Source organism: Drancourtella massiliensis, assembly GCF_016900655.1.
Classification (GTDB): domain Bacteria; phylum Bacillota; class Clostridia; order Lachnospirales; family Lachnospiraceae; genus Sellimonas; species Sellimonas catena.
Map to the genome: position 1 here is coordinate 22,118 of NZ_JACJKH010000029.1, position 15,871 is coordinate 37,988.

Here is a 15,871-nt window from a genome sequence, read left to right on the forward strand (position 1 = left end):
CATAAGTTTATTCTTACTCTACCCCAAGTGCCTTAAATACCGCATCTTCAGCACTGTTATAGAAGATAATCTGGAAACTTCCCATTAGTTCCGGAGGCACTGCTCCAAGATCCGCTGCAGATGTGCTCGGAAGAAGAACTTTCTTTGCTCCGCTATCCAAGCATACCTGCAGTGTATTCGCCAATTCATCCACCTTGATCATGGATCCACTAATACTGATTTCTCCTAATACAGCAAGTGTTCCGACTGTCGGCTTTCCTAATGCAATTGAGCAAAGAGCAATCAGTGTTGGAAGTGCTAACTTATCAGTCATACCAATCCCCTGCAGATCTTGGTATCCAATAATGTAATCCTTGGAAGTAACACTGATAGATCCACTAATACGGTTACTATTTGCTTTTAAAAAGTTGAATGCTGTATTCGTAGCTTCCTTTGCATCACGATCACTTCCAAGACCAGTACGATCAAACTTTCCATTTCCTGGCAACATCTGAGACTCTAAGCGGAACACACCGATCATTCCTGTCTTTCCTCTTGCAACAGAGTATATCTGACCAGGACTGCAGACTCCTTCCGGTATCAGTTTTCCGCCACCCTGTTCCGGCACGGATACAAACTTCTCTTCGAAGGTTTCATTATCGATATAGCTGAAATTCACGTCATAGAACTCCATGCCTCCCAGCTTCTTTAATTGCTCTTTTACACGACGGCGCATTTCAAGTGCCACTCGAAGGATTTCTTCGATATCATCTTTCGTAAATTCTCCATTTGGATACAGCAGCTTTACATAGCCGTCTACCATTCTACGGACAGCAATCGTATCACGTTGATTGAGATTTCTTCCTAATCGGAAGTACCGGTCCAACGCATCTCCATAACTTGCTTTTCGGAGTTCTCTCACAAACTCAGCCAGATAATCTGTGATAAAACCATAATCATTCGTAAAATGATCCGGTCTGAACTTTGGAATCTCCCATCCTGGGTTATAGCAATGCATACGATCTAAGAATGCAGTATCAGTTCCCATCTCTACTGGGAAAGGATCAAACAGACTGGAGGTCTTAAGAAGTACATCCACACTCTGATTGATATTTCCAATAAAAACCATAGATGCATTGGCAGCTATCTCTTCTTTTCCTCGAGCAAAGGATCCGGATGCCATGTAGTCTTTCATGATCTGCACGCCATCCTTATCCTTGAAGTTAATACCAGCCACCTCATCAAATGCAACACAGTCCCACATTCCAACAAGTCCAACCGTCTTTCTTCCCATGTTATAGAACAGGTTTGCAACGGTTGTCTGACCACCAGAAACAAGGATACTGTTTGGAGAAATCTCTTTGTAGATATGAGACTTACCGGTACTACGAGGCCCAAGCTCACAGAAATTGAAATTATTCTCTACAAGTGGCAACATTCTGGTCAGAAGAAGCCATTTTTCACGATATGTAAATTCATCCGGTTCTATACCCGTAGAACGCAATAAAATATCCAGCCATTCGTCCTTCGTGAATGCCTTTCTTCCATCTTTCAGATCATCCAGATCCACATGAGGCATCTGAATTGGTGTCAGCTTATGAATAGAAATCAAAGGAGCATTCTTTTTATTCTTCTTATTACCTTCAAGAATAATTTCAGAAGCGTAATCGTTGTTATTGTATTCAAGCTGAATGATGCACCAGATACCACCACAAAGCAGACGATCGTACTTCGTTGGATACTCATCGCTAATTGGTACTCCACCAAGTCCCAGGTTTGAAAACTCTGCTTCATACTCATCGTATTTGAGATTCAGATGCACAGTCACACGGTCAATAATGGTCATTGATCCCGTCTGGCGCAACTTAGAAAGCACCTTTTCAGATTCATCCGGGCGAACATAGTTTTCGGACAAAATTCTCTTCACTGTATCTACACCAGACTGAATAATATCCTCGTCATCCGAGCTGCAGTACTGTCCGAGCAAAAATTCCAGTACATACACCGGTACATTGGCTCCCTCTTTTATTTTCTTAGTAAGATCCTTACGAACAATTTTGCCATCAAAATTCTGGCGCAATTTACGCTGGATCTGTTCTCTTGTATTATCTTTTTCTTCTAACATGTCCATCTGTTACACCCCGAATCCAAAATCATCCGTAAATGGAAGATCCATAATTACTTGTCTGGAAAGGACTTCCACGTTTGTCTTGTCATTAATCACTTTGAGGAAATATCTCAAACTGTTATCATAGTTTTTCTTTTTAATATCGAATTTCAGTGAGCCAATACGCTCTCTAGCTTTGTCAGACTTAGAATCCACCTTATAAATCACATCATTGGAAATAATCTCTCCCTCACTGGATACAAAGTGAATTCGATATGTAGCCGCCTTGACAAGATCGCTCACCGGCTTTTCCTGATAGAAGTCAAGAGACAACCGCAGATTGGTGACCTTTCTGATTTCAGTAATCAAATTGATTGTCGCATCTTCCGTGTCAACTACGCCACGCTGTGTCTTTACATATAATGTTGGAACAAGTAACTCCTGAGGTGATGATCCACCATGCACATAATTCATTCCACCACCACACTTGAAGACACTCATTCCCTTCGCAAGGTTGATATATCGGTCATCCTTACTATTCAATGCGGCACTTAATCTTACTGCATATATACCAAGTCTGGACAGATTACTCTTTGAAATAATAAATCGTCTATCTGCAAAACCTTCTTTACCGGCTTCAGTGTCAAGCTTATCTGTTGCCTCCAAAGGTCTTCTCGTATAAATAAAGCCGTGATCTGCAGTAATCAAGAAGCGATATACATTTCCACTCTTTGAAAGCTTCTTCACTAGTTTGAAGATCTCTGAAATTGCCTCATCTACTGCCTTGAACACGGAGTTCTCCGTTTTCAACGCTTCACCGGTCGCATCAATACGATTGTGATAAACATAAATTACTTCTTTACCAGAGGTGAACGAACGAAGTTCAGATGTCTTCATTCCATTGATGGAATCAAAATCAATTGCCGCAGAATTCGGATTGGCAGACTGAAGAATCTGTTCTCTCTGAACAGTAGTCGCACAAAGTTTTCCATCAATCAAAATCTTATGAGAATCATCCTCCGCCATCTCAATTTCTTTGTGTGGAAGCAATTCAGCCATTCCAACTGTCGTCACTGCAGGAAGTGTCCCCATCTTTACTTTCATCTTGACGGAGCAGTTCTGATCTTCCGCAAATACCTCTTCCAATTCTTTTGCTGCTTCAAAACGGAATGCATCAGAGATAATAACTACAACCTTTTCTTTAATCGGTCTTACTTCATCTGCATAGAAGTGACGTTGCATTGGAATAATCTCCTGCAATTCATTCTTCTCAAATGCCGTACTCCAAGCAAATATTGCTTTCTCCAGATACTCCGTTGTGTAGATGTTCTGAATCAGTTCACGAACCTTTTCAAACGGAGTAGTATTCTCGATCTGATCATAAGCAGCAATAAAATGACGATACTCCGTATCAATCCTATAGTTTTTACTTACATAAGAATTGATCTGATCCTTCAAATGATCTTCTACAGTAAAACCAGTCGCATCCAACATTTTTCTGGCAGCTCGTATTGCTGTATATTCTGCCTTAAAAGAGCTATGGAAATGCAATTTCTCACGAATACCGCAAAGATCAGTAATGCTATATCCACTAAGAGAAGCATTCTTATCTTCTGCAAGAATACGCTCTATCATCCACGTCATGATTGCATGATCAATCACTTTGAATGATCCGGTCTTTACCAATGCTTCCATAGGAATCATACTTAATACCTTGGATACACTCAGCTTTTCCGACACCAGATCAGACAGTTCATCAAAACATTCCTGGTAGATCACATTGTTCATCATATTTTCCAGAAGAACTGTAACATTACTTGCCTGTCGCTTCATGCGATCCTGCATGAAGATTTTCCATTCCTTCGGTGCAATCTCCAGATCGTCATGGAACGTATATACAACAAATAGCGACATCACAAGTTTTAACAGACTTGGTTTTGGATCATCATATCCAAAGCGACTATCTGCCAACTTCCAGAATGCTTCTTCTAATCCAAACTTTGAAAGTTCTGCAATAATCTCCTGCTGCTCAATGCTTCCTGCTGAAAATACTGCATAGAAAAGATCATCTACTGTCGTATTTCTTGCTTTCGCAACAACAGACATGGCAATCAGCATCACCAGATCCTCGTCTGCTGATGTCATATCAAAATCATGAGAGCGTTCAACAAAAGCATTGATACGTTCATTACCTGCTTTTTTCTGAGCCACTGTCAGCTTAGTTTTTCCTGCATTAAAGAAATCCTTTAATCCTTCAAAGCTGCTGCGAAGTCTTGCCGGAAGCCTTACTTCAGCAGCAATCAAAGAAAGCTTGTCTGCATAAAACTCTCTCGAATATAACAGAGTATCCTCCAAGTGGTTCTTTGATACATCCGGCTTTTCAAATGGCGCATAAATTAAAAACCTACTATCCGGCTCCTCATGCTCTAATAACATTTTTATTCGGAATGCATTCTTCTCAGATAGATGCACAATCTGAACCCCCGGAAGATTCAGCTGGTCAACCTCATCTTCAAAGGAGCTTTCCGCATCGTACCAGAAAACCATTCTCTGGCCACTTTGATATTCTGTATTTAGCTTTTTCTCAATTTCTTGAAGATTCAGTTCATCCATACCATTACCTCTGTCTCTTTTTATTTAATCGGTGCAAGAATCTTAAACTTCTTACCATTACGATCTGTCTGCACCTTCTCATAATTCACTTTGACGCCATCGTCCAAATCAATATCAATATGTTCATTGGTCATATGATCCAGACCCTCGTCATATTCTTTAATTTCTGCAATCTGTTTTAACAGATGATCTCGTCTCTGTTCCTCAGCTGCCTGCTGACGCTTATCAGTTATATGCTCCAACATCGCATCAATGGCACGTACCTCGATCTCATATTTCTCCTGAATCTTATGAAGATATACAAGCACGCGTCCAATGGAATCCTTATCCCAACGATGCATATAAACCAAAGCCTTAAATCCATTCTGCTTTCCGCTATCAAAGAGCCAATAAATTGGACGTTTCTGATAGATCTTACAATGATCCTTGAAAAAATCGTTCAAGAAGTAGTTTCGAATGATTTCCCTACTTGTAGATCCCTTTCCACCGAGAGCATTAGCAATGAAATCAAGATTGGTTTCCAGAGAATTGTCACCGTATACAACTCTCAAAAACTCGCATAAACGTCCAACAATGTCGTCATCCATATATTTCTGATCAGTAATTGGGATTACGTTATCTTCATCGGGTATGAATCTAGCGTATTTTGATGCATCCCATTTACCGCCAGCATACGTAAGACCATCCGTAGCAATTGAATAACGTCCAAACATACAACCAACTGCATAAGACAGAAAGCTCTTAATATCTGCTTGTAAATCTGCCCTGCGAACCGAAATATCTTTTTCATCAACTTCAGATTTCAACTCATGCTGCATTTCATAAGCATTGATAAAGATTCGATTAAGTTCTTCCTCATTATTCTTTAAGGTCTTAAATCTATTATCACATTCACTCTCCCAGCATGAGAAGCATTCAGACATATCAATATTACTTATATCATCAAACAAAAGACGATTCTTTGCTATTACTGATATTAATGGATGTCTGAGAAAGTCCCAGGACGTCTCCTTAGAATTCCAATCATCTCGACACAAATCAACACACTCTTTTGCTAGTTCAATACATTTCCTACGCATGTCATGTTTTGGCACTTTCAGTGCATCCACATAACCAGTTAGCATATTTGTAGTTGGATTTATCAACTGCATTTCTGCTTTGGAAAGTATCGAATTTGTAAACGCCAATGCATAGAATAAATCATCTTCTTTTGATGAAAATGCAATCAAACTTGCGCTCTCAAATAAATATCCTTGTTCACAGTATCTAAAAGCCATTCTTGTAGAAATTCGATTCCAAGTTATATACGGGAAGAAATAAACTTCTCTTGACGGCAACTTATTTCCACAATTCGAAAGTTTATTGTAAGAATTACGATCATAAGTAATAACAAACCAATTATTACCATACCATTTACGATATAAACCACCCTTTATCAATGGTGCATATTTTCTTTCGCTGTCCCAGAACTGCTCAACATTTTCACATCCGAATTGAATTTCAGTTCTTGAAACCTCCCAAAAATATTTAATAAAATCATCATTTTTTCCCGTAGTCAGTCCATCACGAGACGAAATGAACTTTGTAATCTCATCACCTTCATTAAAAATTTTCTGAAATCCTTCAGAAATCCAATATGCCAAAGGATTACCTGGAATCGTTATGTAATTATCTTGTTCTGCAATATATCTATTCTTTCCGCTCAAATAACTCATTTCTTTTTTTGCTTGGGACATTTCATCAACAAGTCTTACATATGTAGCTTGGTAATTACTGCAATAACTTCTCATTACCCATGCAGTTGTTTGAACGATTTCGCCACTAATTTCTTCAAATGCTCTTGTCCCAAGGTGAGCCATATTTAAAATAGTTTTTCTTTGAATTAGTTTTCCTCTAAACTTTTCATAGCTAGATAGGAACATCCATGAATGCATAGTTATCATCGCCTGAAGACCGTATTGAGTCCCAAAGCTACTACATTTTTCTATAAATACTGAATACAAATCTGCCTTTGCTAATGGATAATACTTCTTAACATACTTTGATAATCTTTCTCCCATAGAGTCAGAGCCAAAATATGGAGGATTCGTACATGTAATCCAGTATTTTTTGGAAAGAACTTCTGCTTGTTCAATCAACTTATTTATAAGATTCTTAGCATCATCCAAACCAAAACTGTTTTCTGCGAAGGCATCAAAACTCAATTGTCCCTTCTCTGAATCCCCTATAAATCTCTTGAGCAATTCATAGTCTAATTGAGGAACATTTAATATAGAGCCATACTCTTTTGCATCCTTGAAAACATCCAACAATTCATTCATCTGCTGAATTGCTTTCTTTTGTTCTGAAGAATCCATTGAAGTTCCGAAATACTCTAACTGCTTTCTTGAGATAGGATTACTTTCTTCAATGCAGTAAACATTTGGGCGGATTCCCAAGTCAAGAATTCGTCCATGGTATTCCCGTGCTTTCATCATTAATGAAAAATACGTTAACTGATACGCACGTTCATCAATATCTAAAGCATAAAGATTGTTCTTTAAAATTGCTTTTGCAGCTTCTCTTCTTGTATATCCTTTGGACTCATAAATTTGTACCAGCACATCAAAAGCATAAACCAAAATATGACCGCTACCTGAACAAGGGTCAATAAATGTCAAATCTTCAGGATTAAGAGATTTATACTTTTCCTTTATCTCATCCAGTTTTACTTGAACATCCAATTTCTGCTCAGCTTCATCCAGATAATATTTCCAGTTTGATTTCAAATTTTTATCAGGATGACCGTCAAGCCAAATTCGTCCCAATGAATTTTCAACCATGTACCGAACAATCCAATCTGGAGTGAATAACTGTGTGACGGGTGCAATCTGTTCTTTCTTCACCTTAGACTTCGTCTTCTTTAATTCGTAAAAGGTCTGATCTTTGAACTCTGAGTTATAGTACTGATACATCCAACCAATGATCTGTACCTGATCCTTCCAATCCTCTTCATCGATATCATGAACAAGCTTATATACAAATCCATCCTTCTCTACAAATCCCAGGCGAAGAAAGAATTCAGACGCATCGCCTGCCACTTCAAATAAACCTGGAAGGGATTCTGCAAGCTGATTACAACGCTTTAACAGTAAAAATCTAAACAGATTATCAGCCTTATTGTGATCCATCCAGTCATTGATCTGTATTTTCTCAGCATCAGTAAACTCAAGATCTGAATCAAATGGTCTGCTTACAATATCCGGATCCTGCTTACCTGCCTGAACAGAGGAAAGCATTCTAAGTCCATCTGAAAAGTAGTCATTCACTTCCATATAACGAATGGCAATCAATCGGTTAAACCACTCGGAAGCCATATTTTCAATCAAACTGTCATAAGCTGTCTGATAGCCAGATTCTTTAGCATGCTGCTCCAGCTTAGAAACAACTCGTCTACGCATTTCAATTTCTCTACCCTGCAACTTTACAGGTTCGCTGGAAGCAACATCAAAATACTGAATATCTGATGTGGATGCCGGAAGCGGAGTCGCAATACCACTTTCGGTAATGCCCATAAAACCAGCTCTTACCTTAATTTCGTTCTTTAATTTGTTTCTTGCCCATATGGCAAAATTTTTAATTGCTGTCTTATCCATTTCCAGCACCTTTCTTTTTCTTACAGATGCAGTCTCACTTCATCACTATCTGCAAGCTCTGCTTCGATCTGCTTTCTTAGATTATTGAGGTAATTATCAATGTCTGCCGTATTCTTGATATACCAGGTATCTGCAACAATATTGCGTGCAATGACATTCTTTACTTTCGGTTTCTTAGGGGTAGGAGGTACCTGTTCTCCATTTCCACCACCGTTTGTATCATCCTGATCATCCAGTGTAGGCTTCGGATCCGGAATTCTTGCGAACTCATCCAAATATTTCTTGCATAAGCTATCTGCCTTGTCTTTGAACCCAAGCATATCTGAAATATTCTGTTCATTAGTCGCACGCTCCAGAAGATCGTGGAACTCACGTTTCACACGTGCTTCATATCTGCTCTGATATTCCTTCCCCTCCAAAGCATCCATGACGATCTTCTGATCCTGTTCAATCACCTGATTCACCGGTTCTAACTTAGCATCCAGTACACGGTTATAACTCTCAATGAACTTCTCATAGAGGTTTGGAAGATCTTTAATTTTCTCATATGGAGAACGATTTGTAATAATAGATCTGATCTCATCAACAACTCTTGTTAAAGTAACATCCGTGATATGCTCTTTACTTGAGTCATAGAACTTAAGTGCACGAAGACCATAGTCATCGAAGATTTTCTTCTGTGTATCGCTATTGTAGAAGGTACGTACCGGAGCCAGATCATCTGCCAATTCAAGTATTTCAGCCTTCTGTCTAGAGATTGTACGAAAGAAAGTAGTTTCATCAGTAATGGATTCAAACTGAGCCAAAGCACTCTTTACTTCTCCCATGATGGATTTGCCAGGATATTTCGGCTGCGCATTCTGCTCTCGTAACATCCATTCCAGATCTCTCTTGAGCGGGAGAGATGCTTCCTTAAATGTTGACATTACATGATCCGCGTCATCCGAAGTTTCAGTACGGTTGAATAACTCTTTAATTACCTTTCGACAATCATTGATCTGAGCAGGATCGATGATCTCTTTTGCCTTGAAGAGTAACTTGTCCTCATATCTGCGATTTGTGAAATAAGTTCCAAGGTCATTTGCATCACGGTTAAAGATCGTAATCGGCTCTTTCTCTGCTGTAGCACTGAGCTTTCCATCTTTGAACAATTTTGCAATGATCCACTTCGTATCCATTTCGGTATACCCATATGGAGCAATTGCAAAATGATCCAACAAAGATTTCATGGAAATCATGGAATGTGCAGAAGTGGTCCTATTGATATATTCAAAAGCTTCCTTCACTGCCAAAGAATTTGGCTCTCCTGCATCTCCCAGTTCCAACTTCGTCTGGTTATCTGTCTTGAATAGATTTTTGATTGCGATGTCATCCTTCGGTGAATCAATATAGGACAGTTTGTAGTAGATCGTATCCACTAATCTTCCCAGTGCTTCATTGATTCTAACTACAGAATCACGTGACTTAATATCTGTAATATGCTGGCCATTTACAAAGATGTCGGCATTACCAATAGCCTCTTTTAATGCAGCCAGTGCAGCTGCCCTGCTCTTACCAGCTTCTTGAACCTTAGTATTACGGATAATCGTTGATTTTCCCTTCTGAGGATCAGCGACGGAACGGATATAATCTTCAATCTTGAGTGCATTCTGCATCTCTTTATAATATGGATTGCTATCCACTGGCAGTTTCAAAATCGCTTCCTGATTTCTGGCAGAAATCATAGAGAGCGTCGTATCGTCCACATTACCATCACCAGTTGTACCTGTATAACGAGGCGTGATAATACGCAGACCGATCTGATTGTTCTGATTTCCTTTGTTCGGAATATTGTCAACAAACTGATTGAACGCAAAAGTATATCTACCATTAAACTTAGGGACACGGAAACGAGCATTGTTGTAAATGCTGTCATAAACCACCTTTGTGATTGCAGCCATAATGTCACGCTCAGATACGTTACGATCACGGATCTGACGGTTGATATCCTGCTCTTCATCTGTCAGGAATTCATATGTATCCTGAATCTGCGAAACAAGAAGATTATTCACAAGAAGCTGTAATGCATCAGCTACTTTCTTTCTTAAATCAGCCTTGTCCTCATGAATGTTAGTCATCATGAAGTTCACGATATTATTTTCAGTGAGCGGAATTCCCTGGACATACTTCAGAAGAAAAAGTACCTTCAGCACATTTACCGGGAAGCAATCCTCTTCCTTATTTGGGTTGATCCTTTCATTTTCCTGTGCTCGAAGAATTACAATCGCATGTGTATGGTCAATAAATTCCACAAGATCATCAAAGAAGCGATACAGCGGAACAATGGTTCCTTCCTGCTGGTACATCACTGCTTTTGCAGCCTGCTGGAAAGCTCCAAGCATAGAACGCTCACCTTCTGATTGATGACGTCCGGAAGAACTGTTTAAACGAATTGCATTCAAAATATCAGCAAGCAAATGGAACTGATAAGGCAAGAACGGATACACCTCTGCAAACTCATCAGCATTCTTGAATTTCTTCATTTCACGGCCACTGTCCTTGAAGTCCACCGCATTTAAAATAACAGTCTCTTCAGAGTCATACAGCGCCTTTAGTGTCATGGTGCCGGCTTCATTTTTCTTTAAAATTCTTTCTCGGATTACCTCATCTGCATTGACTGATGTAAGAGATAATCTGGTCTTAAATCTTCCCTGGATTTTTGAGAAATCATTCTTACTTTCCGCTGTAACATCCATATTTGCGGTCATGGAATCAATGTCTTCCTGTGCAGTTACAATGATCCATGCCTTACCATGGCAGCGAACACCAAGTTCTTCTGTCATCGTCTGCAAATTCAGCATCAACTTAGAATCTGTACTTATGAACTGACCAATTTCATCCACCAGGAAAACCACTCTCTTACCGGATTTTTCGATGTACTGATGAACACGTTCAGCGAAATCTTCAATGGCAATCTGATAGTTCTGTGTAGTAGATTCTTTTACCCACAGCTTTGCATTTTCTTCATCCATGTATCCCATATCGACAAGTGTTTTTTCTACACGTCCACGAATAACACGGAACTTATTTCTTACTTCTTTCCACTCCTGTCCATGTAAACGGCGGAATGTATCCTGGAACAGTTCATACTGTCCCTCTTCATCTAACTGTCTTTCCAGATCTGCCAGGGCTGGATTTGCTCCATCGTAACCAAGCTTTTCATTGAAAACACGATTGAAAACCGTAACAATAGCATTACTATCAGACTTTGCAGTCGAAGTACTCTTAGAATCAACATTAAACAGAATCACCTGTGTCGGGGTATGAGAGGCACGTTCCATATTGGCATAGATGGTTGGATCCACCTGAATATTTTCTTTGTTCTTGAAATATTCATTGGCATGCTTTCCATCTACAAGAGTATCGTCTAGGACATAAGATAATATCTTTAAGAAGTGAGATTTACCACTTCCAAAGAAGCCGGAAATCCATACACCTATATTGTCTGTCGGTCTGTCCATGCTAGCCGTATAATTATCAAAGAACTCACGGAAATGCTTTGTCAGTTCTCTTGTAACAACGTACTCATCTAACTCCTGCTTCTTATCCTCTGTTTCTATCTGTCCAACCTTGATAACGCCGGAGATCTGACGGTCAATATCCTTTAAAAACATATTTTGAATCTTCATACTACGTTCCCTCTCTTATCTCTCAACTATCGGAAATGCCCTATAGTAATTTTCGTTTTGATCATTTGCAGCCTCTCCGAAAATATTGAGAGAGTCACCATTATATTTACCTGGGAAGAACAGGATCACCGGGCAGTGATCCATTACCTGATGCAAGTTATTAAGGATCTTATGTGATCTTAAAATTGGATAACTTTTTCCCACCCCTGTAAGGAAAACCACCGAATCTTTCGGAGTATTATCCATGATGTAGTTGATAATCAAGCTATCCTTATCATCAAAACGAAGCACATCAGATATACTCTGGAACACATAATCTGTTCCTTCCTCTTCTTCCAAATCTTTTAAGTCTTCCAAGACGTCTTCTTCCTCAAGTAGCTGAAGAATCAGCTCGTACAAATCAAATATTTTCAACTGATATCCAAACTTCAGAATCGTATTGGAATTTCCCAAGCTCTCCACTCGTTCGCGAACCACAAGCTCCTGATCGGGATCATAATCGAAAACATAATAACCGACTTCTCCGCCTAGTCCCGTGTTTGTTCGAAAGGACTCCTGCCTCATTTTCTCTTCCAGGATATCCAGTCTTTCTTCTATTGTTTTCATACGTTTTCTCCTGCTAAGATTTTATAAATCGGCGTTAGTCCTTCGTCCTGTAAGAATGTCTTCATTGCATCACTTACAATTGGACGTACAATCTCTCTTGTTGTACCTGATTCTGAAATAAACTCAGCTTCCTTCAAAATATGTTTGTAATTATCTCGAACTTTGATCACTGCTGCATCTGACCACTTCGCAATTCTTTCATCAGATTCCTGCAGTCTATGAACAAATCCAATAAGATCACTGTCAAACAATTCTGAGACTCCCAGGATCATTTTTTCTCGGAAGATGTTGTTCATAAATTCATAAAATGTACGGTCAGTAAGCATTACCAAAACAATGCAGAGTTGCTTCTGTGTCATTGCATCCTGAGATGTGAAGAAATCAAGAAACTCTTCGTTTACCGCCTTCACTCGTCTCGCCGTAACAACACGAATATTATCCGCACGGCTTGAAGATGCAGCATTAAAAATATTCTCGTTCTGGCTCAATTCTTTTATTTCATCAAGGGTTTTTCCCTCTTTTAATAGTTCAATACACTGTTTTGTTTCTCGATACCATAAAAGATCTTTGGTTCGACAAACAAAGGGTGCTGATAATACTCTCATTTCTATCATCTACATCATTCCCCCCTTTTGCGTACAGGATTCAATTTCTTTCCTCGCTCATGTCTCTTTTTATATTCTTCATCTGGAAGGATTTCCATTATGTCTCCAACATCACACTTTAAAGCCAGACAAATTTTATTAAGCACATCTGTGGTAACCCTCTCATCTTTTCCGAGTGCAGCTAACGCATTAGTTGTAATTCCAGATACCTCTCTTAGTTCTGTCTTATTCATATTTCTATCAATTAACTGTATCCAAAGTTTGCGATAACTGATTGCCATGATGTCTACCTCACCACTTTCTCTGTACATGAAATCCTATGTCAAAATACCTTTTAAACATAAAAAACATCTTCATGTAGTATATCATAAATAAATCCTATGTCCAATATTTGATTGAGAATATCAATATTTTATAGGAATTTCTTTTTTAATTCTATTCTAAAAATCATGTGCTTTTAGCGTGCTTCTGCTAACTTAGTACACATCTTTATTTTTCCGTGAGCAGAAAATATATAGAAGACTTTTTCACAGTAGACCAGAGCAAGTTTCGCCTTGAGATTCAATAACCATTTTCATGGTCATTTCATCACAGCAACTTGTTGGGGATTCCGTTCCCCAAACCCACGGCAACAGCACCACAAGGTGCGGTCTTCGAAAGCCTTCAGCTTATCAAAGGGAGGAACATATATGGCAAGGCCAAAAAAACAATTACCACCGCCTAAGGACCATCAGTTGACAATTCGACTCACAAAAGATCTCTATGATGTACTGACAGCAGATGCTGCAGCTGCAGGTCTTCCCCGAACCGAATATATCCGGCAGCTGATTACGAATCGTAAACCTGTAATCAAACAGGAAGTCGTATTCAATGACCCGGAAATTCTGCGGATTTTCCGCAATCTCGGACACTATGGAGCGAACCTGAATCAGATTGCAAGATATCTGAATCAGGGTGGAACTATAACAAATCAGATCTGGAAAGATATCAGAGAATGCATCGCTGAAATCTATAACATTCGTGATGCAGTAAAAGAAATGGCAGGTGAATATCGTGGCAGTCATTAAACATATTTCAATTAAAAATTCCAATTACAACGCAGCAACCGATTACCTGACAACACAGCATGACGAGTTCACTGGCAAAGCTGTTTTGGATGAACAAGGGAATCATATTCCGCGATCAGACTTCATTCTGGAAGGGATTCACTGTGATCCGTATTCCTTCGGAGAAGAATGTGAAGAGACCAACAAACGCTTCAATAAGAATCAGACCAGGACTGAAATCAAAGCCCATCATTACATCATCAGCTTTGATCCTCGGGATCGTGATGACAATGGACTTACAACCCAACAGGCACAGGCTCTCGGGATGAAATTTGCAGAAAAAAATTTCCCTGGACACGAAGCTCTTGTCTGTACGCATCCGGATGGTCACAACTCTGCAGGCAATATTCATGTGCATATCGTGATCAACAGTGTCCGTGCTTACGATGTTGAAAGACAGGACTTTATGGAACGGCCCGGCGATGCTCTCGCCGGACATAAACATCATGTTACAAAGAATTATCTGAAATACTTAAAATCACAGACTATGCTCATGTGTCAGCAGGAATCCTTCTATCAGGTGGATCTACTGCATCCTGCAAAGGTACGCATCACCGATCGAGAATACTGGGCACAGCGCAGAGGGCAGGCAAAGCTGGATTCCAAAATCAAATCCTCTCCTTCACTAAGCCAACATACTACGCAATTCGAAACAGAAAAAGGATTCCTCCGAAGAGTCATCACAGAAATTATGACGGACTCCCACTCTATGGAAGAATTTCAGAAAAAGATGTTTGAGAAATACAGTATTGAGGTCTATGAAAGCCGCGGCAGGATCAGCTACCTGCTTCCTGACAGACAGAAGCCGATTCGAGGCCGTTCTCTGGGGACAGATTTTGAAAAAGAATTCATCCAGCATTTTATTTCTGAAAACCATATATTCGATCAAAAAAGAATTTATGAGAATATTAAAAAGTCTGAAACAAAATCCTTTTTTTCACAGACATCCCACCACAAAACAAAGCAATCTGTCCGATTGATTACAGATCTGGAAACCTGTATCAAAGCACAACAGAGCCGCGCCTATGCACAGAAGGTTAAGATCAGCAATCTACAGAAAATGGCTGATACACTGGCCTTTCTGCAGACGAATGGGATCGAAACTATGGAAGACTTACAAAAGCTTCGAACCTCATCCAAGGAACATGTAAAAGAAACTCTTGCAAAAGTTAAAATGACAGAATCCAAATTGCATATCGTCGATAAAATGTATCATGCACGTATGACCATCTTGAAGAATCGCAATGTATATAAACAATACCTGAATTCACCAAATCGCAGAGATTTCCGTGAAGAACATACTGCAGAAATCATGCTCTATGAAGCAGCCAGAAAAGAGCTTCAGGGACTCACTGGAACAAAAAAATTTCCGTCACTGAAGGATATCCAGGCAGAGCGATCTGCACTTTATCGTCAGAAAAACGCCTACTATGAAGACTAAGTCATTAACCACCACTTCAAGTGGTGGTTTGCTTTTGCCCCTCCAAAGGGGCATTGTTACCGCTCACCCTACAGGGTGGTGTCGCAAGCATTTTTACTGGTCCGCTTATAA

General features: G+C 39.5%; 9 protein-coding genes. 2 read left to right on the forward strand and 7 right to left on the reverse strand.

What is annotated here, in order from left to right:
* Positions 1–13 precede the first annotated feature (13 nt).
* From brxL to H6A32_RS13640, 7 genes are read right to left on the reverse strand one after another with little or no spacing between them, the layout of a single operon-like run.
* Complete coding sequence (brxL, locus tag H6A32_RS13610) at positions 14–2,110, reverse strand: protease Lon-related BREX system protein BrxL (RefSeq protein WP_118637673.1); 2,097 nt, start codon at positions 2,108–2,110, stop codon at positions 14–16.
* 3 nt (positions 2,111–2,113) lie between these two features.
* Positions 2,114–4,699 (reverse strand): BREX-1 system phosphatase PglZ type A, encoded by a 2,586-nt coding sequence (gene pglZ, locus H6A32_RS13615; protein WP_204864591.1) that lies wholly within the window; start codon positions 4,697–4,699, stop codon positions 2,114–2,116.
* Between the two features lie 20 nt (positions 4,700–4,719).
* The gene (gene pglX / locus H6A32_RS13620) at positions 4,720–8,334 is read right to left on the reverse strand and encodes a BREX-1 system adenine-specific DNA-methyltransferase PglX (protein ID WP_118637677.1); all 3,615 of its coding nucleotides are present in this window, start codon (positions 8,332–8,334) and stop codon (positions 4,720–4,722) included.
* A 20-nt stretch (positions 8,335–8,354) separates the two neighbouring features.
* A complete protein-coding gene (gene brxC / locus H6A32_RS13625) occupies positions 8,355–12,002 on the reverse strand; it encodes a BREX system P-loop protein BrxC (protein WP_118637679.1) in 3,648 nt (1,215 codons plus the stop codon).
* 15 nt (positions 12,003–12,017) lie between these two features.
* The gene (locus H6A32_RS13630) at positions 12,018–12,608 is read right to left on the reverse strand and encodes a DUF1788 domain-containing protein (RefSeq protein ID WP_118637681.1); all 591 of its coding nucleotides are present in this window, start codon (positions 12,606–12,608) and stop codon (positions 12,018–12,020) included.
* Positions 12,605–13,222, reverse strand: coding sequence for a DUF1819 family protein (locus tag H6A32_RS13635; RefSeq protein ID WP_118637683.1), 618 nt, complete (start codon positions 13,220–13,222; stop codon positions 12,605–12,607). The genes H6A32_RS13630 and H6A32_RS13635 overlap by 4 nt, the downstream gene beginning before the upstream one ends.
* A 5-nt stretch (positions 13,223–13,227) precedes the next feature.
* Positions 13,228–13,494: a helix-turn-helix domain-containing protein gene (locus H6A32_RS13640; protein WP_204864592.1), complete on the reverse strand. Its 267-nt coding sequence runs from the start codon at positions 13,492–13,494 to the stop codon at positions 13,228–13,230.
* Positions 13,495–13,902: 408 nt separating this feature from the next.
* Between H6A32_RS13640 and H6A32_RS13645 the strand changes: the two genes are divergently transcribed.
* Positions 13,903–14,280, forward strand: a complete 378-nt coding sequence (locus tag H6A32_RS13645) for a CopG family transcriptional regulator (protein WP_118637687.1) — start codon at positions 13,903–13,905, stop codon at positions 14,278–14,280.
* Positions 14,267–15,760 (forward strand): relaxase/mobilization nuclease domain-containing protein, encoded by a 1,494-nt coding sequence (locus H6A32_RS13650; RefSeq protein WP_182466585.1) that lies wholly within the window; start codon positions 14,267–14,269, stop codon positions 15,758–15,760. Before H6A32_RS13645 ends, H6A32_RS13650 begins: the two co-directional genes overlap by 14 nt.
* Positions 15,761–15,871 lie beyond the last annotated feature (111 nt).

Coding starts and splice junctions, on each gene's coding strand:
- H6A32_RS13635 (WP_118637683.1), bottom strand. CDS start 13,222: ATGATAGAAATGAGAGTATTATCAGCACCCTTTGTTTGTCGAACCAAA.
- H6A32_RS13645 (WP_118637687.1), top strand. CDS start 13,903: ATGGCAAGGCCAAAAAAACAATTACCACCGCCTAAGGACCATCAGTTG.
- brxL (WP_118637673.1), bottom strand. CDS start 2,110: ATGGACATGTTAGAAGAAAAAGATAATACAAGAGAACAGATCCAGCGT.
- brxC (WP_118637679.1), bottom strand. CDS start 12,002: ATGAAGATTCAAAATATGTTTTTAAAGGATATTGACCGTCAGATCTCC.
- H6A32_RS13630 (WP_118637681.1), bottom strand. CDS start 12,608: ATGAAAACAATAGAAGAAAGACTGGATATCCTGGAAGAGAAAATGAGG.
- pglZ (WP_204864591.1), bottom strand. CDS start 4,699: ATGGATGAACTGAATCTTCAAGAAATTGAGAAAAAGCTAAATACAGAA.
- H6A32_RS13640 (WP_204864592.1), bottom strand. CDS start 13,494: ATGGCAATCAGTTATCGCAAACTTTGGATACAGTTAATTGATAGAAAT.
- pglX (WP_118637677.1), bottom strand. CDS start 8,334: ATGGATAAGACAGCAATTAAAAATTTTGCCATATGGGCAAGAAACAAA.